The following is a 23,241-nucleotide window of genomic DNA, read 5'->3' as shown; positions in this document are numbered from 1 at the left end:
CCGCTCGCGCCGGGGAACCAGGACCCGCCACGGAACGACTACCCGGCTGTCTGCACAGCGCCGGGGCTTCACCGGTACGGGCCGGTGGCCGTCGGGCCGGTTGACCCGGAAGTTCCCCGGACGGCCGGTGAAATCAATCACTTTCGCCCAGGAACTTTCCTTTTGCCGTAATCGACCAACGGGCAACAGGTCCATCGCTGAAGGGAACGCCCATGTCCAGCACGACCGTCGGCAGCCGACGTCGCCGCGTCCACCTGCTCGCCGCCGCGGCGGCCTGCCTCGCGCTCGGCGCGGCCGGCTGCGGCCAGTCGTCGGCGGCGGAGCCGAGCCCGTCGGCGTCGGCCAGCACTCCGGCCGGTGTGCTCGGCATCCGCGACCCGTGGGTCAAGGCGGCCGACACCGGGATGACCGCGGCGTTCGGCACGCTCGTGAACGACGGGAACAGCGACGTCACGGTCACCGCGGCCGCCACCGAGGTGTCCCCCATGGAGCTGCACGAGATGACCATGAAGGACGGGAAGATGGTGATGCAGCCCAAGCAGGGCGGCATCGTGGTCAGGGCGCACAGCAGCACGACGCTGGAGCCCGGCGGCGACCACCTGATGCTGATGGACCTGAAGCAGCCGGTGAAGGCCGGTGACCAGCTCACCTTCACGCTCACCTTCGCCGACGGGAAGGCCCAGACGTTCCAGGCGGTGGCGAAGCCGTTCACCGGCGCGCAGGAGAGTTACGACCCCGGCCACGGCGAGCCGATGCCGGGCATGTCCACCACGCCGGGAACGAGCACGAGCCCGGTCTCGTGACCACGACCTCCGATCGACCGGTGAGCAGGCGTGGCCTGCTCACCGGCAGCGCCCTGGCCACCGGGGGTGCGCTCACCGGGGCCGCCACGCTGCGGTTGACCGCCGACGGGCCGGGTGCCGTGCAGGTGCCGGTGGCGCAGGTCGGCGGCGCGGTGGAGCCCTTCCACGGCGCCCGGCAGGCCGGGGTGGCCACCGAACCGCAGGCGCACGCCACGTTCGTGGCGTTCACCCTCAAGCCCGGCACCGACCGGGCCGCGCTGGGCCGACTGCTCCGCCTGCTCTCCGACGACGCCGCCCGGCTCACCCGGGGTCGGCCCGCGCTGGCCGACACCGAACCAGAGCTCGGGCTCCTCCCCGCTCGACTGACCGTCACCTTCGGCTTCGGCCCCGGCCTCTACGCCGCCGCCGGCCTCGGCGACCGGCGACCGCCGTCGGTGGCCGAGCTGCCCGCGTTCCGCATCGACCGGCTCCAACCGCGCTGGTCCGGCGGTGATCTGTTGCTCCAGATCTGCGCCGACGACCCGCTCACCGTCGCCCACGCGCAGCGGGTCGTGATCAAGGACAGCCGACCGTTCGCGGCCGTCCGCTGGGTGCAGCAGGGCTTCCGGCGCGCCGCCGGCGCCGAGCCCGGCCGCACGCAGCGGAACCTGTTCGGGCAGCTCGACGGCACCGCCAATCCGACGCCGGGCGCGCCGACGGACGCGGCCGTGTGGGTGCCCGACGGGCCGGCGTGGCTACGCGACAGCACCACCCTGGTCGTCCGCCGGATCAGCATGAACCTGGAGACCTGGGACCTGCTCGGCCGCACCGACCGGGAACTCGCCGTCGGCCGACGCCTCGACACCGGCGCCCCGCTCACCGGAACGGCCGAGCACGACGAACCCGACTTCGCCGCCACCGGGCCCGACGGGCTCACCGTCATCCCCGACTTCTCCCACCTCACCCGCGCCCACGTCACCGACGACCGGCAGAAGATCCTGCGCCGCCCGTACAACTACGACGGCACGCCGACCGCCGACGGGCACGCCGACAGCGGCCTGATCTTCACCTCGTACCAGGCCGACGTCACCCGCCAGTTCCTGCCCATCCAGCGACGCCTGGCCGAACGGGACCTGCTCAACGAGTGGACCACTCCGATCGGCTCCGCCGTCTTCGCCATCCCACCCGGCTGCCCCGAAGGCGGCTGGATCGGCCAGCAGTTGCTCGGCTGAGCGACACCGACCGGGAAAGACAGACCATGAGCACACGTCCTCGTCGTCCCCACGCCGCCGCCCGCATCGCCGCACTGCTGGTCGCCGTGGCGGTGCTGGTGGCGCCCGCCTCGCCGGCCGCCGCGCACAACACACTCCGGGCGTCCGAACCCGCCGCGGCCGCTCGCCTCACCGCGCCGCCGACGCGGATCAGCCTGACGTTCCTGCAGAAGCTGGATCCGGCCTTCACCACCATCGTGCTCAGCGACGCCGAGCAGCGGAAGGTTCCGACCGGCGCGCCCGTCGTCGCCGATGCGACGGGGACCGTGACGATCGACCGACCCCTCGCGAACGGCGCGTACACCGTCGCCTACCGCGTCGTCTCCGCCGACGGGCATCCCGTGCAGGGCTCCTACGCCTTCACGGTCGACGACCCGAGCGCGAGTCCCGCACCGGCCGTCTCCACTCCGGACGCCGCCGGCCCGGCCACCTCGTCCGGCCGATCCGCCGGAGCCGGCCCGTGGCCCCTCGCGGCCGGAGTACTCCTCGTGATCGTCGTCGCCGGGGGTGTGGTGCTGCTCCGGCGACGCCGGGGCACAGCCTGACCCCACCACGCGGAAGCGCTCTTCCGCCGTTCCCCACTGCCGAGGTCGAAGCACATGTCAGACATCCGCTCGCCCCAGGCTGAGCCGTCCCGTACCCCGGACGCGTCTCCCGCGACGGCGGTCCGCGACGTCCCGAGCGTCAAGGCGCCCGGACCCGGCCACCGCTTCGGCAGCAGGGCGGCCCTCGTCCCGTTCGCGGCCGCGGCGGCCGCCGCCGCGGTGCTGGTGATCGCCCTGCGCGCCGGCGGCGCGCTCGCGGTCGCGATCCCCGGCCTCCCCGATCCCGGGCCCGTCACCACGTGGGCGCTGCCATCGATCCGGCTGCTCGGTGACGCGCTCGCCACCGTGACCGTGGGGCTGCTGGTCACCGCCGCGTTCCTGCTACCGGGGGACGGGTCGAGCGTGTCGCCGCACGGCTGGCTGCTGCTGCGCCGGGCCGGGCCGCTCGCCGCCGGCTGGGCGGCCGCCGCGCTGACCCTGATCACGCTGACGGTCTCGGACCTCCTGGGCGTCCCGCCTCAGCGGCTCAGCCCGGCCACCGTGCTCAGCTTCGCCTCCTCGATCGCCCAGGGGCAGGCCCTGCTGCTCCAGGCCGGACTGGCCGTGACCGTGGCGGTGCTGGCCCGGGTGGGGGTGTCGCGCGGACTCGCGGCCACGGCGGCGCTGCTCGCCCTCGTCGCCGTGACGCCCCCGGCGTTCACCGGACACGCGGCCGGGGCCGGCAATCACCAGACCGCGGTGAGCAGCCTCGTGCTGCACATCCTGGCCGCCGCGCTCTGGGTCGGCGCCCTGGCCGCGCTGCTGATGGTCCGCCGCAGTCGACAGCTCGCCGAGGCGGCCGCCCGATACAGTCGCCTCGCCCTGGGCTGCTTCGTCGCCGTGGCGGTCAGCGGCCTGGCCAGCGCGGCCGTGCGGTTGGGCGCGGTGGAGCAGCTCTGGCAGTCCCGGTACGGGTGGCTGGTCTGCGGCAAGCTCCTCGCCCTGACGGTCCTGGGCCTCGTCGGTGCGGCACACCGCTCGGGGACGCTGCCCGCGCTGCGCGCCGGACGGCGGGGCGCGTTCGCCCGGTTGGCGGCCGGCGAGCTGGTGCTCTTCGCGGCGACCTTCGGCCTGGCCGTGGCGCTGTCGCGCAGCCCCACCCCGGTCGCGTCCGACCCGGTCGACGCCGATCCGATCACGGAACTGCTCGGCTTCCCCATGCCCGCGGCGCCCACGCCGGGCAACCTGCTCGGCCGGCCCCTGCCGGACCTGTTCTTCCTGACCGTGGCCGCCGTCGGGGCGTACGCCTATCTGGCCGGTGTGCGGCGGCTGCGTCGGGCCGGGCACTCCTGGCCGACGGCCCGCACCGCGAGCTGGCTGGCCGGGCTGCTGGTGTTCGCCGCGTTCACCGGGCTCGGCTTCGCCCGCTACGCGTACGTCCTGTTCAGCGCCCACATGGCGCAGCACATGGTGCTCTCCATGGTGGTTCCGATCCTGCTCGTCGGCGGCGCCCCGGTGACCCTCGCCCTGCGTGCCCTGCGCCGGCCCGCCGACCCGCAGGTCCGCGGCGCCCGGGAGTGGCTACTGCGCGCCCTGCACAGCCGATCCACCAGGCTGCTGACCCATCCCGTGGTCGCACTGGCCCTCTACACGAGCGGCCTCTTCGGCCTGTACTTCAGCGACCTGCTCGGCACCCTGATGCGCTCCCACCTCGGCCACCTCGCCATGGTCGCGCACTTCGTGGTCTCCGGTCACCTGCTGTTCTGGGTGCTCATCGGCATCGACCCCGGCCGCCGTCGGGTTCCCCACCCCATCCTGGTGCTCGTCCACCTGATCGCGATGATGGTGCACGGCTTCTTCGGCCTCGCGCTCATGCAGACCACCACGGTCATCGCTCCCGACTGGTACGTCTCGGTCCACCCCGGCTGGGCGGCGCCCCTGCTGGAGGACCAGCAGCTGGGCGCCGGCATCGCCTGGGCGTTCGGGGAGCTTCCGGCCGCGTTCGTGATGGCCCTCCTCGTCCGCCAGTGGATCCGCGCCGACCAGCGCGAACAGGCCCGCCTCGACCGCGCGGCCGACCGGGCCGCGGCCACCGGCGAGGAGGACGACCTGGCCCGGTACAACGCCTTCCTCGCCGACGCCAGCCGATCCGCCGACGACCGGACCCGGGGCGGTGAGATCAGGCGACGGTGGTGAGGTGGGCCGCCGCGACCGTGGTGATGCCGAGGCCGAGCGCGGTGATGCCGACGGCGGCGAGCACGGGGGCGACGCGGGTGGCCAGTCGCAGGAGGGCGTGCGAGTTCGCGCCACGGACGACGACCGAGTTGCCGGCGATCGCGAGCAGGCCGACGCCGAAGAGGACGACGGCCATGCCGACCCCGAAGGTCAGCACCAGGAGCAGCGCGAAGGCGGCCCGGCCGAGGAAGAGGCCGGTGACCAGGACGAGGAAGGCGGACGGCGAGGGCACGAGACCGCCGGAGATGCCGAGCATGAGCAGGCCCGGCCGCTTGGTGTGCTCGTGGCTGTGCCCGTGATCGTGGGTGTGCCCGTGCTCGTGGCTGTGCCCGTGATCGTGGGTGTGCCCGTGGTCGTGGCTGTGGGAGTGGCCGTGGTCGTGGCTGTGCCCGTGACCGCCGCCCCGCAGGTGCCGACGGACGAGCCAGACGCCGGTGGCCACGGCGACCAGGCCGGCGGCGAGTTGCAGCCAGGTGGTGAGCGCCTCCATCCGGATGACGTTCGCGAGGGAGAGGAACGTCCACGCGACCCCGATCACCAGCACCGAGATCGTGTGCATGGCGGCGACCGAGCCGCCCAGCCAGGCGGCGTCCCGGACGCGCCCGCGCGAGCCGACGAGGTACGCCGCGGCCAGGCTCTTGCCGTGCCCCGGCGCGACCGCATGGCCGGCGCCCGCGACGAACGCGAGCAGGAAGGCCAGCGGTGTCACGCCCGGCGAGTGGATGAGGTCCTGGAGCTGGTCCGGAACGGACGCTGCCTGGACGGCGGCGAGGGGTGTCATGCGGCGACCTTTCGGCGACGGTTGAACCGGCGGAGCAGCACCAGCGCCACCACCACGACCGGCAGGGTGCCGGCCGCCACGGCGGCGAGCTGGACGGCGGCGCTGCGGCCGAGGTTGGCGCTCTGCGATGCCGGCCCGCCGGTGAGGACCCAGTCGTGGGATTCCTGGACCGAGTCGTACACCTCGCGTTGGCCGTTGGGGCCGGTGGCGAGCGCGCGGTACGCGGAGTTCAGGTCGGTGAGCATCCGCATGCGGACCGTGGCGGTCTCGACCGGTCCGGGGCAGGTGAAGTCGGCGGTCGCGCCGGCTCGGGCGAGCGCTCTGGGCGGCTCGACGCTGCCGACGCAGGGCTGCCCGTCACCGGTGACCGTGATCCGTTCGAGCAGGTAGGCCGGGAACTTCTCGGACGCCCCGACCAGCCCGGGATCCGAGTACTGGTAGTCGACGTTTCCGTCGGAGAGGACGCGGTCCTTCGGCAGCAGGCCGAGGGAGACGCCGAGCAGGGTCAGGTCGTCGGGGCCGCCGACGCGCCAGCGTACGCGTACGACGTCGGGCCGCTGTTCGTCGCGCGCGACGTCCACGGTCTGCGGGTCACCGAACGGGTGAGCGGCCGCTGGCGCGGGCGCGGCCGTGACGGCGGCGGTGACGGCGAACGCCGCCAGCGCGAGGGCGCACACCGCGCCGCGCCAACGACGACGGCGGTGCGGGGGCAAGGAGAACGCTCCGGGTCTTGTCGTGTCGAACCGCAGCGAGTCTGGCGAGCCTTCGGAAACGGGCAGGTCCGAGCCAGTGATGAGCAGAGGACCGCGGTGTGAACAGTGTGTTGATCAGCCACGTCGGCGCTTCATCGACCCGAGGCACCTTGCTAGCGCTCGGCGGCCCGCTGCGCGCCCGGCCGCGCGGACTCGTCCGTGGAGTGCCGGACGATGGGAGCTATCGCCCGCCGAGGAGCCGGATGAGCAGGCGTGGATCTCCGGGCCAGGCGCCGAGCAGCACGTCGCGAGGCACTTGACGTGCGGCGTAACGCAGCGCCAGGGCGATGACGACGATGTCGTCGAGGGGACCGATGATCGGGAGGAATTCGGGGATCAGATCGATCGGGCTCATCACCCACAGCCCGGCGATCATGATGGCGAGCCGCGCCCGGCCGGGCACACGGGGGTCCTTGCGGAGCCGGCGGACGGTGGTCACGCAGTCGGGGACGAACGCGGCCAGGTCCCGGGCGGTGCCGGGCGGTAGGCGGCGAGCCAGCAGCAGAAGCAGCGCCCAGGTCGCGACCAGGCAGGCGGCGGCGACGCCGAGACCGATCAGCCAGGTACGCACGACTGCACGCTACGCCAGACCGCTTTCCGCACGGGCCCGCCGGGCGACGGACGTGTCGGCCGAGCCACCGCCGATGGATGACCAGGGCGGAGCAGCGGCGAGTCGGTCGTGTGTGGAGCCCGGCCACCGTGGCGGACGACGATCACGGTCACTACGCCCGCGAGGCGGAGTCGAACGGGGTATTGCCCTACCTCCATGCCGACCGTATTCTCCACCAAACAAGTAGGAATAGTAGTCAGATCACCCGCACCGATCCGCCGGCCGGGCAGCGCCGCCCGACTCGCCACCTCCCCACCCCCGATTGGAGAACTCGTGCGAAGACTGCTCCTGCTCGCCCTGGTCGGCCTGGGCGCACAGCTCGTCGACGGCAGCCTCGGCATGGCCTACGGCGTCACCTCGACCACCCTGCTGCTGGCCATCGGCACCAATCCCGCCGCCGCGTCGGCCACCGTCCACCTCGCCGAGATCGGCACCACGCTCGTCTCCGGCGCCTCGCACTGGCGGTTCGGCAACGTCGACTGGAAGGTCGTCGCGAAGATCGGCATACCCGGTGCGGTCGGCGCGTTCGCCGGAGCCACGTTCCTGTCCAGCCTCTCCACCGAGACCGCCGCGCCGCTGATGTCGATCATCCTGCTCGCCCTCGGCCTCTACATCCTGGTCCGCTTCACCGCGGTCGGCCTGCCCAAGGGCAATCTCGGTAAGCCCCTGCGCAAGCGGTTCCTCGCACCCCTGGGCGTGGTCGCCGGGTTCGTCGACTCCACGGGCGGCGGCGGGTGGGGCCCGGTCGGCACGCCGGCCATCCTGGCCAGCGGCCGGCTCGAACCTCGCAAGACCATCGGTTCGATCGACACGAGCGAGTTCCTCGTCGCCGTGGCCGCCAGCGTCGGGTTCATCATCGGCATCGGGTCCGAGGGGGTCAACTACACGTGGGTCGCCGCGCTGCTCATCGGCGGCATCATCGCCGCCCCGATCGCCGCCTGGCTGGTCCGGCACATCCCGCCCCGCGTCCTCGGTTCGGCCGTCGGCGGCATCATCGTCCTCACCAACACCCGCACCCTGCTGCGCAGCGACTGGATCGACGCCTCCGACGGCGTCCGTTACGCCTGCTACGCCGTCATCTACGTCGCCTGGGCCGCCGCCCTCGCGTGGTCGTTCCAGCAGTACCGCAAGCACCGCGACGAGGAACGGCTGATCATCGCCGAGGCCGAGGCGGCCGCGACGGCCGGCAGGACCTCCGCGGCGAAGGCCGGCACGCCGACGGTCTGACGCCGGCCCACCCGGCGGCTCGCGCTCCGGCCCGGCCCGCCCACGTCGTTCGACCCGTGGCGGTCGTACGACGTGGGCGGGCCGAACGGTGCGACGTTCGACGGCGGCGGGCAGGAGCACGGGGCCGTGGACGACCCGTGGGCCGGTCGGTCGGAGCGGGGCAGGGTCAGCCCTCGGCGGGCGGCGGGAGGATTCGACCCAGTGCCTCCAGCGCCGGCCCGTACCCGTGGTCGGACGGGGTGGCGTAGCCGACGACCAAGCCGTCGTGGCCGGGCATGACGGCGGCCGGATGGCGGAAGTCAGCGAGCCCGTCCAGGGCGATCGACTGCCGGGCGGCGGCCTCGACCACGGAGCGTTCGGTCCCGGGTGGCAGCCGCAGCACCGCGTGCAGTCCGGCGGCGATGCCGGTGGGCGCTATGTGCGGAACCTGTGCGGCGAGAGTGGCGACGAGGCGGTGCCGGCGAGCGCGATAGCGCTGGCGCATGCGGCGAAGGTGCCGGTCGTAGTGGCCAGACTCGATGAAGTCGGCCAGGGTGAGCTGGTCCATCACGCTCGCCCAGGCCTCCCGTTCACCCTTGGCGGTCAGGACGGGGGCTACCAGGTGCTCGGGCAGCACCAGCCAACCGAGGCGCAGCGCGGGCGACAGGCTCTTGCTGACCGAGCCGAGGTAGACGACGCGCTCCGGGTCGAGGCTCTGCACCGCCCCCACCGGCTCCCGGTCGTAGCGGAACTCGCCGTCGTAGTCGTCCTCGAGGATCAGGCCACCGCAGGTTCGGGCCCACTCCACCGCAGTGATCCGCCGCTCCGAGTGCAACGTTCCTCCGGTCGGGAACTGGTGCGCGGGCGTGAGCAGCGCCGTCCGTACTCCCGGAAGGCCCGCCAACTCGTCCGTACGGGCACCGTCCTCGTCGAGCGTGAGCGGGAGTGTACGGACGGCGGCCGCCGCCAGCACGGCACGGTGGAAGGCGAGGCCGTAGGACTCCACGGCCAGTGGACCACGGAGGACCCGACCGCCGAAGAGCAGCCGCAGCGCATGGGCGAAGCCGGAGCACACCACGATCCGGTCCGGTGTGGTCCGCACACCGCGCGCCCGTGCCAGGTACTCGGCCAGCGCCCGGCGTAGTTCGTGGCGGCCCTGCGGGTCACCCGGGCCGAAGGCCTCGTTGGGCGCGGCGTTCAGCGCGCGCCGGGCCGCCGCGAGCCAGGCCACACGGGGGAAGGAGGCGGCATCGGGCTGGCCCTGCCGCAGGTTGTGCAAGGAGGCTGCCGGGCGGGTGGAGGTCGGCTTCGGCACGCGCGGGACCCGGGCGGCTTCGGTGCGCCGCGCCACCCGGGTGCCCGAGCCCTGTCGGGCGACCAGCCACCCCTCGGCAACCAACTCCGAGTAGGCGGCGGCGACGGTGTTGCGGGCGAGGCCGAGGTCGGCGGCGAGCGAGCGGTACGGGGGCAGCCGGGCGCCGGCGGCCAGCCTCCCGTCGCGTACGGCGCTGCGGAGGGCTCGGGTCAGCGCGGCACGGCGGCTGCCCGGACCGGTCAGCTCCAGATGCAGGTCACTGCCGAGCCGCTGCGCCAAATTGACCCACGAACCTGCCATGAGAATGCACCCTACCCACGGTCTTTCGCCGTCCTAGCGTAGTGATCATCACGGGCGAGCACACCGCCGCCCCGGCCCTCGACTCGCCTCCGCCGGAACTGCCCGGTACGTCGTCGCCTGCCAATCGGAAGGAACAGCACCATGAACGCTCCGCACCTGCCGCGCTCGGTCGTCCGAGGCCGGGTCCTGCTGCCGGGAGACACCGACTTCGACGCTGCCAGCCGGCCGTGGAACCTGGCCGTCGAGCAGTCCGTGGCGGCGGTGGTCGAGGCCGCCGACGCCGACGACGTGGTCGCGCTCGTCCGGTACGCCCGCTCCGCCGGGCTGGCCATCGCGGTCCAGCCGAACGGGCACGGCGCGACCGGCCGCGCCGAGGGCACGATCCTGCTGCGCACCGGCCGGCTGGACGGCCTGAAGATCGACCCGGCCACCCGCCGGGCTCTCGTCGGCGCGGGCGTGCCGTCGGGCCGCGTCCAGGCCGCCGCCGCGCAGCACGGCCTCACCGGCCTGCCCGGCAGCTCCCCCGTGGTCAGCGTCACGGGCGTGGCCCTCGGCGGCGGACTGAGCTGGTTCGGCCGCGCGTACGGCTGGGTCTCCGACGCCGTCACCGCCTTCGACATCGTGGACGCCGAGGCCCGACAGCGGCACGTCACCGCCGACACCGACCCGGACCTGTTCTGGGCGCTGCGTGGCGGTGGCGGTGACTATGCGATCGTCACCGCGATCGAGCTCGCCCTGCAGCCCGCACCGCGCCTGTTCGGCGGCCGGGTGCTCTGGTCGGCCGCGCACGCACCGGAGGTGATGGAGGCCTACCTACAGATCACCGCCGTCGCGCCGGACGAGCTGACCGTCTGGCTGGACCTGCTGCACTTCCCCGGCGCCGATCCCATGGTGGCCGTCGACGTCACCTACCTCGGTGCCGAGCGGGAGGCGCGCGACCTGCTCGGCCCGCTGGACCACCTGCCCCGCCCGATCTCCGACAGCAGGCGGGCCATGCTGGTCTCCGATCTCGGTGTTATCACCGCCGAACCCACCGATCCCGGCGCGGGACTCTCCCGCGGCGAGCTGCTGACCCGCCTCGACAACGCCGCGGCCAAGACCCTGCTGGCCGACCCGATCGCACCGCTGCTGAGCGTGCAGATCCGGCACCTGGGCGGCGCGTTGGCCCGTCCGTCCGACAGCCCGCACGGCCCGCTGACCGAGCCCTACGCGCTCTACCTGTTCGGCATCCCCACCGACCCGGCGACCGCCGAGCAGGTCACCGTCAAGCAGCGTGCCCTCGCCGACGCTCTCCCGGTCAGCGGACGCAAGCCGCTGACCTTCCTCAACCCCACCGAGAGCGTGTCCGACGCCTTCACGCCCGCCGTCCTCACCCGACTGCGCGGCGTCAAGCGTCGCCACGACCCGCGCAACCTCGTCCGCTCCAACTTCCCGGTGGGCGGCTGACGCGGTTCGACCACCTCGGCCCTGCCGCTGCTTCGCGCGCAGGGCCGGTGGCCGTGGTGCGGCGGACGGTTACCGGGCTTGCGCGTGCTGCCGCCGCGCGCCGTCCGTGCCGGGCACGCGCCCGCGACCGGCACCGGTCGCCGTGGTCCCGAGCCCGCCGGCGGCGGCGCGAACGTCGCCGCGCCCCTCGTCCATGGCGACTCGCGACGGGCGGCGGAGGCGGAATCGGCGAGGGATTCTCAGCCACGGGCCGGCGAGGAGCGCGACGGCGACCTGGGCGACCCCGGCGGCGACGAGAGTCGGTCCCGCGCCGACCGCACCGATGACCGCGCCCCCGGCGAGCAGCCCGATCGAGACCGCCCCGTCGTGCACGAGGCTCTCCACCGCGAACGCGGCTCTGCGGTCCGGGCCGGCGCTCTGGGTGCTGATCAGCCGGTTGAGCGCGCCGATGCCGAGCGGCATGCACAAGCCACCGGCCGCGGCCACGCAGCCCAGCGGGACCAGGGACGATGCCACGGCGGGCAGGACCATGAACGCCACGCCGAGGAGGGCCCATCCGGTCGCCATCGTCGCGAGCGCCGGCATCCGCGGAACGAGCAGCGGGGCCAGCAGGGCACCGGCGAGCGAGCCCAGGCCGTAGCCGGTCATGCCGGCGGAGATGAGCAGTCCGGGCCGCCCGGTCTGGGCGCCGAGGATCGCCAGGCCGAGGGTGAAGGCGAACCACACGAGCCCGCCGACTCCCGACATCGTCACGGCCCGGCGGATGTCCGCATGCCGTGCGAGCACGTGACGCAGGGCCGGCGCGTCGGCCGGGCGGTCGGGCGGGGCGACGGAGACGGCGCCGCGCACGGTGAGCAGGAGGAGGGCTCCCGCGCCGACACCGACGGCCTCCGCCCAGAGCAACGGCAACGGCCCAGCGACGGCGACGGCCCAGCCGGCCACCGGCGGCGCCAGGATCATCGTGCTGCGGTGCAGGAAGTCCTGCCAGGTCAGGAGTCTCGTGGCGACGGTGGCGCCGAGGCTGTCGCCGATGTCCGAGAGCAGCGCTCGCTGCGCCGGCCCGCTGAGGGCGGTGGCACATCCGGTGACGAGCCCGGCTGCCGCGAGGTGCGGGGCGCCGACCGTGCCGACGGCCGCGGCGACCGGAACGACGAGCAGGCCGGTCACCTGAACCGCGAGCACCCAGGCGAGGGCCCTGCCGGAGGTCAGGCGTTGACGCAGGCCCCGGGCCCACCAGGGCGAGGCGAGCATGGGCAGCCCGACCGCTCCCCCGACCAGCCCGGTGGACCATGCGGATCCGGTCTCGGCGAGCGCGACGAGGGGAAGCGCCACGGCGGTCGTACGTTGGCCCATCCAGGTCACGAAGGTGGTTGTCAGCATGGCTGCGATGTCGCGTCCGTTGTTCACACGGCCATCCTTCGGTCGGAAAGAAGCCGCTGGTAGATGGCGGATCGGCAGGGCAACCCATAGCCTGAAGATATGACCTCATTCCCCTCGGTCGAGGACCTCCGGCTGGTCGAGGCAATCGCCCGGCACGGCTCACTCGGGGCCGCCGGGCGGGAACTGCTGATCAGCCAGCCGGCCGCGAGCAACCGCCTGGCGGCGCTCGAACGGCGGATCGGCGAGCGGCTCTTCGACCGGGACACGACCGGGGCGCGGCCGACTCCGGCCGGCCGTGCGTTTCGCGCGGAGGCGGACCACGTCCTCGATCATTTGGGGCTGGTCTTCGACCGGGTCCGCGCCGCAGCGCGCGCCCGCACGTTCAACGTCGGCACGTTCGGCAGCCTCGCCCCGCTGCTCTTTCCGGCGCTCGACGAGTTGCTGGCCGACTCGACGGTCAACCAGGTGACGGACCACGGCGATCGGCTCGTGGAGTGGGTCGGCGAAGGGTCGCTGGACGCGGCGTTCGTCGCCGTCGCCAACCAGATGCGTCTGCCCGCCACCGTGAGCGCCGTACCGGTGGCCGACGACCGACTCGCCGTCCTGACTCCACCGGCCGTGTCGCTGCGAGGTGGCCGGCGGCCGTTCGCCGACCTCGATGTCGTCACCTACACCTACGACATGTCCGCGGACACGTTGAACCAGCGACTCTCCGGCCTTGGCGCCCGGCCTCGCACGGCGGCCACCGCCGAGACGGCGGTACGGACGGCACGGCTCTCGGGGTGCCCGGCCGTCCTGCCCCGTGGGTTCGGGCTCGCCTACCGGCAGGAGGGGGATCGTCTCTCGGCCGCGCCGTTACCCGGCCGTCTCACGCTCTTCCTGGTGACCCGCAAACCCACTCCGCACGTGTTCGCCGCGGTGGTGAACCGGCTTCCCGGTCGCCTCGGTCTGCGGCGCCCGACGGCGCGACGATCCGAGTGACCCGGCCGGCGGTACCCGGCTTCAGAGCCAGCCGTTGGCCCGGGCGCTGAGGGCCGCCTCGATCCGGTTGCGGGTGCCGGTCTTGCCGATGGCGGCCGACAGGTAGTTGCGCACCGTGCTCTCCGACAGGTGCAGACGGACGGCGATGTCGGCGACCGTGGCACCGTCCACGGCCGCGGCCAGTACGTGCCGCTCCCGGTCGGTGAGCGGGTTCGGGCCGGCCGAGAGCGCCGCCGCCGCGAGAGCCGGATCGATCACCCGCTCACCGGCGAGCACCCGCCGGACGGCCACCGCCAGCTCCTCGACCGGCCCGTCCTTGACCAGGAAGCCCGCCGCACCGGCCTCCATCGCCCGCCGGAGGTAGCCGGGGCGGCCGAACGTGGTGAGGATCAGCACCCGGCACCGGGGCAGCTGCTCCCGCAACGTGGCCGCGGTGTCCAGGCCGCTGCCGTCGGGCATCTCGATGTCCAACAGCGCCACGTCCGGGCGGAGCCGCAGGGCGGCTTCGAGCGCCTCGGCGGTGGTCCCGGCCTCGGCGACCACCTCGATGTCGGGTTCGAGGTTCAACAGGAGGGCCAGCGCGCCGCGCATCATGCCCTGGTCCTCGGCGAGCAGCAGCCGGATCATGTGGTCACCCGCTCCGCGGTGCGCGCGGGCAGCAGGGCGGTGAGCAGCAGCCCGCCTCCGCGCGCCGGGCCGACGTGCAGGGTGCCGCCCGCCTGCTCGACGCGCTCGGTGAGCCCACGCAGGCCGTTGCCCGGCTCCGGCCGACCACCCACGCCGTCGTCGCGTACGGTCAGCACCGAGCCGTCCATATCGGCGCTGACCTCGATGTCGCACCGCGACGCCCGGCTGTGCCGCAGCACGTTCGTCACCCCTTCCCGAAGCACCCAGCGGAACGCGTCGTCGGCCGCCACGTCGAGCGGGTGCCCACGCTCCCGGACGGTGACCACGATGCCGACGTCGGCCAGGGCGTTACGCGCGTTCTCCAGCTCCCGGCCGAAGCTCTGCTCGCGATAGCCGGTGACCGCCTCGCGGACCTCGGCGAGGGCGGTGCGTCCGATCCGTTCGATGTCGGCCGCCTCGCCCGCGGCCCGGCCCGGATCCGTCGGGGCGAGCCGGCGCACCACCTCGGCCTTCACCACCACCAGCGACAGCGTGTGGCCGAGCAGGTCGTGCAGGTCCTTGGCGAACCGGAGCCGTTCCCGCTCCACCACCGTGCGGGCCAGCTCGCGCTGGGTGCGGCGAAGCTCCTCCACCAGGCGGGCCACCCGGGCGAAGGCAAGGGTCATGGCACCGGCGAGCAGCGTGATCAGTGCGAGCTGGGCGATGTCGTCCGCCGGCAGCCCGTGCGCCACGCCGATCACCAGGACGGCGGCGGTACTGGCGCCGACCCAGCCGAATCCCCACCCCACCCGGACCAGCCCCACGGCGCCGGCGGTGCAGACGTACATCAGCAGCACCGGCCAGCCCTCCGGCGCACTGGCGTACGCCGCCGCGAGCCCGACCCCGAGCAGCGCGAGCAGGACGAGCCCGCCGTGGTGCAGCGCCGGTCGGACCGGCAGCTCCGCCACCGGCACCGCCACCAGCGCGAGGTAGAGCAGCGCGAAGACGACCAGCCCGACCGTCGCCGTGGGCGCGTGGTCGATCTGCCCCCGGGTGATCGCGGCGGCCGGTGGCAGCAGCAGCCACAGCCACAGCGTGTGCGCCGCGACGAGCAGGAGCCCGCGCCGTCGCCGGCTTCGCTCGACGGGGCCTGTGGCAGGGGTGGCGCCGGCCATGTCGGTCACCGTAGCGGCAGCCCGAGCCGGGCGAGGGTGGTGTCCCGCGCGACGGTCGGGTCGAGGTCGTCGACGGCTCGTGCCGCTCCGAACCGTCGGGTGAGTCCGGTGCGGCGTACCGCGATGTCGTCCACCTCCGCCACGCTACGTACGCGGGCGGGACGACGGCAGAGCCGCCGGTACCCGGCCGGCCGGGACAAATGTCCCGCACCAACGGGCCACGGCGGCGGCATGCCGACCGGCCCGGCACCCCGCATGTGGACGGAGGCCGGGCCGGTCGTGGTGGTGCGGCGTCAGCTCGTGGCGAGGGTGGCGGCGATCCCGCAGCCGACCGCGAGGACGATGATCGCCACCAGGACGATCGACAGGATGGCGCCGGGCCGGGCGAGGACCGGCTTGCCCGGGTCGAGCGGCGCCGGCGAGAGTGCCGCCACACCCGGCGTCGGCCGGGGCGGGTCGAGCCGCAGCAGGCGCCGCAGCCGGAAACCATCGATGATCAGGAGCATCGGTACGGCGATCACGCCGACTCCCCACCAGCCGAGAAGCAGACTGCGGTTCGCGTGGTGGCGGAACATGGCGAGGCCGCAACTGCGGCACATCCAGCCGCGGTGGCTGGAGATGACGTAGAGGATCACGATGCTCGTGACGGACTGGAAAGCCGTCCGCACTGCGGGCTGCCCGCCGCAGAACTGGCACTCCCCGTCGGCGGGCGGGCGAAGCGCTGGGGACGTCGCGTCCCCGGGCAGAGGTGTTACGGACATGAGGGACTCCTGCTCGATGACGGCGCGTCCGGTCAGTTGACGGCTGCGGGGTAACGGTCGCCGCCGTACTGGCGCAGCGCTGCCACCACCTGGTCCGCCGGTTCCTTGACGGTGTGCAGATCGGCCACCTGGTAACCGCGGAGCCCGGTCAGCTGAACGGTGGCCGGTAGCGCCCGCTCCACCGTGTCGGTCGTCCACACCGTCAGCAGGCTGGGGCGGTTGAGCTTTCCGGAGTTCGGCCGCTTCTCCACCGAGACCCGGCTCACCTCCGCCCACGGGAAGACCACAGTGGCCGTCCCGTTCACCCAGGTGACGCCCTGCTCGTCGACGCGGACCGCGAACGCGCGGCGGCTCTCCCGTACCGCGCTGATCCCACCGATGAGTCCGAACAGAGCCAGCAGGTAGCCGACCCAGTCCCCGAAGACGAATTCCCGGCCCATCGCCGCCAGGATCTGCGGCGAGAACGCCATGACCAGCGCCAACGCGAGCAGCGCCGGTCCACGGGCGTAGGGTTTCCAGTTGCGATGAAGGTCCACAGTGATCTCCCCCGTTCGAGTGACGCGAGGATGTTAATCACCGGGGCGAGCGTCGGCGATCATGACAGAGGACGCAGCCGGGCCGGAAACAACGCAAACGCGTACGTGTTGATGATCAAGATTCGGTACCGCTTCGAGGTCGCTCGCGGAGACGAAGTACGTCTGATCGATCGACAGCCGGTGAACGCCGGGCCCGTACGAGACCCGCCGCCCGGCCGCCGTGGCATGCCGTGCCGTGCCGAGAGCGTCAGGAACGGCTGTGGCAAGGCGCCTCGCCCGCGGTCCGACCGCAGGTGGCCAGGCTGCACCATCGGCGCATCCCGCTCTCGTCGAGGAACAACCAACCACACCTCTCGTCAGGGCACACCCGGATGGTGGCGCGGCGAGGGTCGGCGAGCAGCTCGGCGGCGCTCCAGGCGACGGCGTGCACCGGCAGCCGGAGGCCGGAGACCAGGTCCGGCCACCACCGGCCACGGCCGTCGACACCACGCCGGAACGCCAGTGTCTTCGCGGCGGCCTCCGCGTGCCGAGCCACCGCGTCGAACGCCGCACCGTCGCCGGGATCGGTGAGGCAGGCGTACAGCCGGGCGCGGAGAGCGCGGCCGGCGTCGAGCTCCGCGGCGGCCGTGTCGGGGTCGCGGCGCGCGAGTTCGATCAGGCGGCTGACCGCCGCGTCGTCGGCCAGCCCCAGGTGGCCCGTCCACACCGCCAGGGTGCGGTACGTGCGAAGCCACTCGGAGCCCGGCAGCGGCGGCTCGTGTCCCCAGCCGGCGAAGGTGTTGCAGAACTCGAGCGCCGGGTGTCCGCCGACACTCCACGGCAGGGACTCCTCCTGGACCCGCACCTCGTACACGGGCCGGCCGGGCCGCTCGAGGCGGTGGTCGTCGTGCAGGATCCGCCGATGCACCTCCCGCAGACGCATGCCGGGCTCGACGCCCAGCTCCTCGACCAGCTCCCGCCGGGTCGCCCGGTAGAGCGCCAACGCCTCGGCCTGCCGGCCGCCCCGGTACAGGGCGGTCATCAACGTGCCGACCAACTCTTCGCGGGTCGGGTGCCGGGCGACGAGCGGCGTCAACTCGTTGATCACCGGTCCGTGACGATCGAGGGCCAGCTGCGCTTCGGCCCGCAGTTCGAGACTGGCGAGGCGGAGTTCCTCGATCGGCCCCTGCAGCCGGTCACGAAGCTCACCGTCGGCCGTGCCGGCGAGCAGCGGACCCCGCCAGAGCGCCAGCGCCCGGTCGAGCAGCTCCACCCGCCGCGCCGGGTCGGCGGTGGCGCTCGCCCTGTGCGCGAACTGGCTGAACTCGTCGACGTCGACGTGGTGCTCGCGCTCCACGAGGTAGCCGTCGCCGCCGGTGCGGATCTGAGCGCCGTACGGTGCCAGCGCGGTGCGCAGCCGCCCGATGTAGGTGTGCACGGCGCCGCGCGCCGACGACGGTGGCCGCCCGTCCCACAGCAGATCGATGAGGCGTTCGGTGGTGACCAGGTGTCCCATGTCGAGCAGGAGGACGGCGAGGATGCAGCGCTCCTGTCGTCGGCTGCCGAGCTCGACACGCCGGCCGTCCTGGTGCGCCTCGAACGGTCCGAGTAGTCGGAACTGCATGCCGGTCGTACCTCCTCCGCGCCTACGTTAGGTGGTCGCGCCCGGTGAGCCGTTGGTGAGTCCGGACCCAAGGGGAACGGCGGGTGGACGGCTCGGACGCCGGCGGACGGTCAGCATCTGGTGAGCGGAGTTGACGACGCTGGTCAGGCCCAACCGCCGAACAGCGTGGAGTAAGCATGATCAGGAAATTGACTGTCAGGTCGATGGTGGCTGCGGCTGTCGTCGTGGCGAGCCTGTCCACCTCCGCTCCCGCCGTCGCCGGCGGCACCGGGCACGGAGGCTGGGTGCCCGCACCGCAGGAGGGGTTCGAACAGCCGGCCGGAGCGCGGTGCGACTTCGCCGTCCGCGTTCAGCCCGTCGTGGACGAGGTCCGCAAGCTGGTGCTCGCGGAGTACCCGGACGGCTCGCCCCGGCGGGAGCTGTACACCGGCAAGCTGATCGACGAGGTGACGAACCTCGACAGCGGGGCCGTCACCCGGGTGGACGCGAGCGGCACCTCACTTGTCGAATACGCCCCGGACGGCTCGATGACCTGGTACGTGACCGGACCCGTACTGCTCGGCTTCCGCGAGAACGCCGGCAGCCTGCCACGCGGCATCTGGATCGTCGACGGCGTGTACGTCGTCGAGTTCGATCCGACCTACGTCCACAAGACCATCACGATGGTGCACGGCAGCACCCACGACGTCTGCACCGACGTGGACTAGGCGATTCGTCGACCTGAGCGATCTGCGCCCGGTTCGTCGACCCGGGGGGCAGATCGGTCAGGAGCGTCGACACGGCGTCTCAGTGCTGGATCAGGCCGCCGACCGGGACGTACGGGACGTGGCCGGTGGCCGGAAGGGTCTGCGCCAGCGCGAGACCGACGTCCACCAGCGATGATCGACACAGGCGAGCCACCTCGGGTATCGGAGTCCAGACCGACTCGGCGACCGAGCCGTTCACCTCGGGCCGGAGCGTGCCACCGGTGATCCGGACCTGGTAGAAGATGCCCACGTTCTGGTGCTCGGCCCCCGACCACGCTTCGGCGGCGGGGATCACCCTCGAGTCCACGCCCAGCAGCCGCTCGACCACGAGGCTGTTCGCGCTACTCAGGACCGCCGACCAGGGTGATCTCCCGGCCCTGCCAGCGGGAGCGCAGTCGTCGGTCGTGGCTGGCGAGCACGATCGCGCCCGGCCCCGCGCCCAACGCCTCCTCCAGCTCGTCGCAGAGTCGCGGCGAGAGATGGTTCGTCGGCTCGTCCAGCAACAGCAGCTCCGGTGGGTCCGCGACGAGCAGCGCCAGCGCGAGCCGGCGACGTTGGCCGACGGAGAGCGCCGCCGCCGGCCGGTCGAGGTCGGCGGCGGCGAGCAGCCCGAGTGAGGAGAGGGGTACCTCCTCGGCCCGTGCCGCTCCGACGGTGGCCGTGAAGATCTCCCGCGCGGTCCGTCGGGAGTCGTCGAAGGAGGTGTCCTGGGTCAGCAGACCGACTCTCAGGCCGGGCCGCCGCCGGACGGCCCCCTCGGCGGCGAGACGCCCGGCAAGTACCGCGAGGAGGGTGGATTTGCCCGCGCCGTTCGGACCGCTCACCAGCAGGCGGTCGGTGGCCGCGACGTCGAGCCGGTCGAGCCGGAGCCGACCGGGCACCACCATCCCCCGTACCGCCACGGCGACCTCGTCGCCGCCGTCGGTGGCGAGCAGCGGGGTGTGGAAGCGCAGCGGTTCCGGTGGCGCGGCGACCTGGTGACGTTCGAGCGTCTCCAGCCGACGGGTGGCGTCCCGGACGCGGCGGGAGATCTGGTTCTGCACGCGGCCGGCGGTGTGCCCGTACCCCATCTTCTCGCTGTCCCGAGGGGCACGGCCGTGGGCGACCTGATGCCCGGTCACGGCGGCGGCCACCCGCAGCTCGGCGAGCTGCTGCTGCTCCTCGTCGTGGCGGCGGCGCCAGCGCTCGGCCTCGGCGCGCTTCGTGGCGAGGTACGCGGTGTAGTTGCCGCCGAAGCGCACCGGGCCGTCGACCGCCGGATCCAGGTCGACGAGATCGGTGCAGACCGCGTCGAGGAACGCCCGGTCGTGCGTGGCCACCACGACCACGCCGGGCATCGTGCGCAGCTGCTCCTCGCAGAAGGTCGCCGCCGCGTCGTCGAGGTGGTTGGTGGGCTCGTCGAGCACGAGCGCCGCCGGACGGCGGATCAGCAGCGCGGCCAGGGCCAGCCGGCCCCGTTGACCGCCGGAGAGGGTGGCCAGGGTCCGGTCGTGCGGGATCCCGTCGAGTCCGAGCCCGGCGAGCACCGTGCGGGCCCGTCGGTCGGCGTCCCAGGCGTCACGGTCCTGCGCGCGCTCCAGCGTCTCGCCGTACGCGGCCAGCAGTTGGGCGTGCTCCTCGCTCTCCTCAGTCGCGGACGCCAGCGCGGTGCCGAGCCGGTCCAGGTCGGCGAGGTCGCTGCGCGCCTCACGCAGGGCGTCGTCGAGGATCTCGGCGACGGTGGCCGTCGGGGTGAAGGGCAGTTCCTGGTGCAGGAAGCCGAGGTCCGATGGGCGGGTCACGGTGCCGCTGTCCGGTTCGTCCGCCCCCGCCAGGATTCGTAGCAGGGTGGTCTTGCCGGTTCCGTTCTCGCCGATGAGTCCGATCCGGTGCCCGGGCGTGGCGGTCAGGGAGATCCCGTCGAGGACGCGGCGCGGGCCCCGGATGCGGACGAGGTCGTGAGCGATCAGTGCGGGTCGCTGCCCGTGAGACATGGAGTACCTCGGAGAAGACGCGGGCGCGCACGGCGGCGCCCGGCGGGAGCAGGGCATGACGACGGTGGCCGCGGCGACGGCGCGATCCTGCGCGCGTCGGCGGCCGATCCGGGCTCTCACCCGGAGATGTCGTCGTCACCTGCCACGTCTGCTCCGATCTCCAGTGACCGGCGAAGGATAGCTCATCGGCCGGCACCGAGCCGACCTTCGGCGGCAGGTGGCAGGGCAACGGTGGGCCGGCCCGTTTGTTATCAGGCCACTGGCCCGTTATCTTTGCCGACGTAAGGTTCCACTGGCCTCTAAGGGTGCGACAAAGCCGCCTCGGCCGACCCCGCCCGGGCCACATCACTCCGATCACCTGATCCACCGGACGCGGGGCATCGACGGCAACCACGATCCGGTGCAGCACGAGAATGGGGTACGTCAATGGAAAAGGTCTGGCTGATCACCGGGAGCTCTCGTGGTCTGGGCCGCGAACTCGCCGAAACCGTCCTGGCCGCGGGCGGCCGCCTGCTGGCCACCGCTCGCCGCCCCGAGCAGCTCGACGACCTCGTCGAGAAGTACGGCGAGCGGATCCGCACCGTCGCCTTGGACGTGACCGACTCGACCGCGGCGCGCGCGGCCGTCGCCACCGCCGTGGACGCGTTCGGCCGCCTCGACGTGCTGGTCAACAACGCCGGCTACGCGGACGTCGCCTCGATCGAGGACATGCCCGAGGAGGAGTTCCGCGCCCAGATCGAGGCGAACTTCTTCGGCGTGGTCAACGTGTCCCGCGCCGCCCTGCCCGTCATGCGCGAACAGGGCGCCGGCCACATCATCCAGATCTCCTCCGTCGGTGGACGGGTGGGCGTGCCGGGCCTCGGCGCGTACCAGCCCGCCAAGTGGGCGGTCGGCGGCTTCTCCGAGGTGCTCGGAAAGGAGGTCGCCTCCTTCGGCATCAGGGTCACCGTCGCCGAGCCGGGCGGCATGCGGACGAACTGGGCCGGCTCCTCGATGACCATGCTGCCCATCAGTGACGCGTACAAGCCGGTCATCGAAGCTCAGGTGGAGCGCCACCGGACGGCGAACGGCCGGCAGCCGGGCGACCCGGCACGCGTCGCCCAGGTGCTCATGGACGTGGTGGAGTCCCCGGATCCGCCGCGGCGGCTGCTGCTCGGCGCCGACGCGTTCGCGGTCGCGCAGTCCGTGGCGGCGGACCTCGCCGCCTCGGACGCCAAGTGGCGGACGGTGAGCGAGTCGATCGCCTTCGACGAGTGAACGGCGCCGTCGCCCGGACGCGGCTCGCCTGACCGCTCCGCGCGCCCTTCCCGGCCGGTCACCGGCCGGGGAGGGCGAGCGGGCAACCCCATCGGCTCCTGCGCTCCGACCTATCACCAGGTCGGAGGCGGTCCGCGAGCACCACGGAGTCAGGCCCCTTGACGTATGGTTGCGGCCGGCGGCGCTCAACGCGCGCCGGATCGACCGAGGTACGGATGATGAGTGGCACCGGTGAGCAGTTGAACTTCCAGCGCGCCCGGAATCCGGAGCAGCGCGAGGCACGCCGGCGAGTCATCCTCGGTGCGGCGGCCCAACTCCTGGCCGAGTCGCCGGTGAGCGAGATCAGCCTGCGTGAGCTGGCCCGGCGCGTCGGGCTCTCGAAGACGAACGTCGTCCGCTACTTCGAGACCCGTGAGGCGGTCTTCTTCGCGCTGCTCAACGAAGCGCTCGACGAGTGGCTCGACGACCTTCCCGCCGAACTGCCGGCCGCCTCACCCGCCGAGCCGCCGTCGCCCGACGCCGTGCTGGACGCCCTGGCCGGGTCGCTGGCTCGCCGCCCGTTGATCTGCGAACTCTGGAGCGCGCTCGGCACCGAACTGGAGCGCAACATCTCCACGGATGCCGTCCGTGCCTTCAAACTCACCCACGCGGAGCTGCAGGTCAGGTTGGCCGGGCTGCTGCGCGAACGCATTCCCGCGCTGACCGGGCCCGCGTCCCGGGAGCTCGTATCCCTGACGATCGTGCTGGTGGCCGGGTTCTGGCCGTTCGCCAACCCCTCGCCCGCCGTGGTGGAGGCCGTCGAGGACCCGCTGCTGGCCCACTCCCGGGTCGACTTCACCGCCCGGCTCAGCCGCGCCCTTCTCGTCGTGGTCGGCGGCCTGCTGGCGGCGGAGCCGCCGACGCCCGGCGCCTAGCCGGGCCACGCGGTGGAGGTGCGCGGCGCCGCGCCGCCCGAGCCCTGTCACGGGGGTGCCCCAGGGTGTCTCCCTGGGGCGATGCCG

At 73.2% G+C, this 23,241-nt stretch carries 23 protein-coding genes; 10 read left to right on the top strand and 13 right to left on the bottom strand.

The features are described from left to right. The first annotated feature begins 212 nt into the window (after positions 1-212). The 4 genes from D7044_RS10280 to D7044_RS10265 are packed head-to-tail and all read left to right on the top strand — an operon-like array spanning position 213 to position 4,773. Positions 213-803, top strand: a complete 591-nt coding sequence (locus D7044_RS10280; RefSeq protein WP_120674555.1) for a copper chaperone PCu(A)C — start codon at positions 213-215, stop codon at positions 801-803. Next, entirely contained in the window at positions 800-2,014 is a 1,215-nt protein-coding gene (locus D7044_RS10275) for a Dyp-type peroxidase (RefSeq protein WP_120688674.1), read from the top strand. The genes D7044_RS10280 and D7044_RS10275 overlap by 4 nt, the downstream gene beginning before the upstream one ends. 26 nt (positions 2,015-2,040) lie before the next feature. Beyond that, complete coding sequence (locus tag D7044_RS10270) at positions 2,041-2,598, top strand: copper resistance CopC family protein (protein WP_120688673.1); 558 nt, start codon at positions 2,041-2,043, stop codon at positions 2,596-2,598. Positions 2,599-2,652: 54 nt separating this feature from the next. Then, positions 2,653-4,773, top strand: a complete 2,121-nt coding sequence (locus tag D7044_RS10265; protein WP_120688672.1) for a cytochrome c oxidase assembly protein — start codon at positions 2,653-2,655, stop codon at positions 4,771-4,773. On the opposite strand, the gene D7044_RS10260 is transcribed toward D7044_RS10265, so the two are convergent. The 3 genes from D7044_RS10260 to D7044_RS10250 all read right to left on the bottom strand — a co-directional run bounded on the left by D7044_RS10260 (position 4,757) and on the right by D7044_RS10250 (position 6,916). Then, positions 4,757-5,593: a nickel/cobalt transporter gene (locus tag D7044_RS10260; RefSeq protein WP_120688671.1), complete on the bottom strand. Its 837-nt coding sequence runs from the start codon at positions 5,591-5,593 to the stop codon at positions 4,757-4,759. The two genes, D7044_RS10265 and D7044_RS10260, sit on opposite strands and share 17 nt — an antisense overlap. Then, entirely contained in the window at positions 5,590-6,270 is a 681-nt protein-coding gene (locus D7044_RS32340; RefSeq protein ID WP_158609975.1) for a hypothetical protein, read from the bottom strand. Before D7044_RS32340 ends, D7044_RS10260 begins: the two co-directional genes overlap by 4 nt. Before the next feature lie 256 nt (positions 6,271-6,526). Next, a complete protein-coding gene (locus D7044_RS10250; RefSeq protein ID WP_120674545.1) occupies positions 6,527-6,916 on the bottom strand; it encodes a YkvA family protein in 390 nt (129 codons plus the stop codon). 312 nt (positions 6,917-7,228) lie between these two features. On the opposite strand from D7044_RS10250, the gene D7044_RS10245 reads away from it, so the two are divergent. Further along, positions 7,229-8,182 (top strand): sulfite exporter TauE/SafE family protein, encoded by a 954-nt coding sequence (locus D7044_RS10245; RefSeq protein ID WP_120688670.1) that lies wholly within the window; start codon positions 7,229-7,231, stop codon positions 8,180-8,182. A gap of 166 nt (positions 8,183-8,348) precedes the next feature. On the opposite strand, the gene pdxR is transcribed toward D7044_RS10245, so the two are convergent. After that, on the bottom strand, positions 8,349-9,776 hold the full coding sequence (gene pdxR, locus D7044_RS10240) for a MocR-like pyridoxine biosynthesis transcription factor PdxR (RefSeq protein ID WP_120688669.1): 1,428 nt from the start codon (positions 9,774-9,776) through the stop codon (positions 8,349-8,351). Between the two features lie 141 nt (positions 9,777-9,917). Here pdxR and D7044_RS10235 point away from each other — a divergent pair, with 141 nt between their 5' ends. Beyond that, a complete protein-coding gene (locus tag D7044_RS10235; protein WP_120688668.1) occupies positions 9,918-11,222 on the top strand; it encodes an FAD-binding oxidoreductase in 1,305 nt (434 codons plus the stop codon). Between the two features lie 69 nt (positions 11,223-11,291). Here D7044_RS10235 and D7044_RS10230 read toward each other — a convergent pair whose 3' ends face one another. Continuing rightward, on the bottom strand, positions 11,292-12,629 hold the full coding sequence (locus D7044_RS10230) for an MFS transporter (protein ID WP_120688667.1): 1,338 nt from the start codon (positions 12,627-12,629) through the stop codon (positions 11,292-11,294). A gap of 72 nt (positions 12,630-12,701) precedes the next feature. On the opposite strand from D7044_RS10230, the gene D7044_RS10225 reads away from it, so the two are divergent. Further along, positions 12,702-13,583 (top strand): LysR family transcriptional regulator, encoded by an 882-nt coding sequence (locus D7044_RS10225; RefSeq protein WP_120688666.1) that lies wholly within the window; start codon positions 12,702-12,704, stop codon positions 13,581-13,583. A gap of 21 nt (positions 13,584-13,604) precedes the next feature. Here the strand turns inward: D7044_RS10225 and D7044_RS10220 are convergent, their stop codons facing one another. The 6 genes from D7044_RS10220 to D7044_RS10200 form a co-directional block, all read right to left on the bottom strand. After that, positions 13,605-14,210, bottom strand: a complete 606-nt coding sequence (locus D7044_RS10220; protein ID WP_120674533.1) for a response regulator transcription factor — start codon at positions 14,208-14,210, stop codon at positions 13,605-13,607. Beyond that, on the bottom strand, positions 14,207-15,364 hold the full coding sequence (locus D7044_RS10215; RefSeq protein ID WP_147434629.1) for a sensor histidine kinase: 1,158 nt from the start codon (positions 15,362-15,364) through the stop codon (positions 14,207-14,209). The genes D7044_RS10220 and D7044_RS10215 overlap by 4 nt, the downstream gene beginning before the upstream one ends. 5 nt (positions 15,365-15,369) lie before the next feature. Beyond that, positions 15,370-15,498, bottom strand: coding sequence for a hypothetical protein (locus tag D7044_RS33265; RefSeq protein WP_267900752.1), 129 nt, complete (start codon positions 15,496-15,498; stop codon positions 15,370-15,372). Between the two features lie 159 nt (positions 15,499-15,657). Next, positions 15,658-16,125 carry a hypothetical protein gene (locus D7044_RS10210; protein ID WP_147434628.1) on the bottom strand — a complete coding sequence of 156 codons (468 nt, stop codon included), beginning with the start codon at positions 16,123-16,125 and terminating at the stop codon, positions 15,658-15,660. Between the two features lie 32 nt (positions 16,126-16,157). Continuing rightward, the gene (locus D7044_RS10205) at positions 16,158-16,661 is read right to left on the bottom strand and encodes a PH domain-containing protein (protein WP_120688664.1); all 504 of its coding nucleotides are present in this window, start codon (positions 16,659-16,661) and stop codon (positions 16,158-16,160) included. A 247-nt stretch (positions 16,662-16,908) separates the two neighbouring features. Continuing rightward, positions 16,909-18,264, bottom strand: a complete 1,356-nt coding sequence (locus D7044_RS10200) for a BTAD domain-containing putative transcriptional regulator (RefSeq protein WP_120688663.1) — start codon at positions 18,262-18,264, stop codon at positions 16,909-16,911. Between the two features lie 203 nt (positions 18,265-18,467). Between D7044_RS10200 and D7044_RS10195 the strand changes: the two genes are divergently transcribed. Continuing rightward, the gene (locus tag D7044_RS10195) at positions 18,468-18,971 is read left to right on the top strand and encodes a hypothetical protein (RefSeq protein ID WP_120674523.1); all 504 of its coding nucleotides are present in this window, start codon (positions 18,468-18,470) and stop codon (positions 18,969-18,971) included. 79 nt (positions 18,972-19,050) lie between these two features. Here D7044_RS10195 and D7044_RS10190 read toward each other — a convergent pair whose 3' ends face one another. Next, complete coding sequence (locus D7044_RS10190; protein WP_199716560.1) at positions 19,051-19,317, bottom strand: hypothetical protein; 267 nt, start codon at positions 19,315-19,317, stop codon at positions 19,051-19,053. 34 nt (positions 19,318-19,351) lie between these two features. Next, complete coding sequence (locus D7044_RS10185; RefSeq protein ID WP_120688662.1) at positions 19,352-20,983, bottom strand: ABC-F family ATP-binding cassette domain-containing protein; 1,632 nt, start codon at positions 20,981-20,983, stop codon at positions 19,352-19,354. Positions 20,984-21,409: 426 nt separating this feature from the next. On the opposite strand from D7044_RS10185, the gene D7044_RS10180 reads away from it, so the two are divergent. Both D7044_RS10180 and D7044_RS10175 read left to right on the top strand, forming a co-directional pair. After that, the gene (locus D7044_RS10180) at positions 21,410-22,240 is read left to right on the top strand and encodes an oxidoreductase (protein WP_120688661.1); all 831 of its coding nucleotides are present in this window, start codon (positions 21,410-21,412) and stop codon (positions 22,238-22,240) included. 218 nt (positions 22,241-22,458) lie between these two features. Next, on the top strand, positions 22,459-23,154 hold the full coding sequence (locus D7044_RS10175; protein WP_120688772.1) for a TetR/AcrR family transcriptional regulator: 696 nt from the start codon (positions 22,459-22,461) through the stop codon (positions 23,152-23,154). Positions 23,155-23,241 lie beyond the last annotated feature (87 nt).

Origin of the sequence: Micromonospora musae (genome assembly GCF_003626635.1) — a bacterium.
GTDB lineage: Bacteria > Actinomycetota > Actinomycetes > Mycobacteriales > Micromonosporaceae > Micromonospora > Micromonospora musae.
Note: the sequence above shows the minus strand (reverse complement) of the source record. Positions and strands in the feature narration are given on the sequence as shown.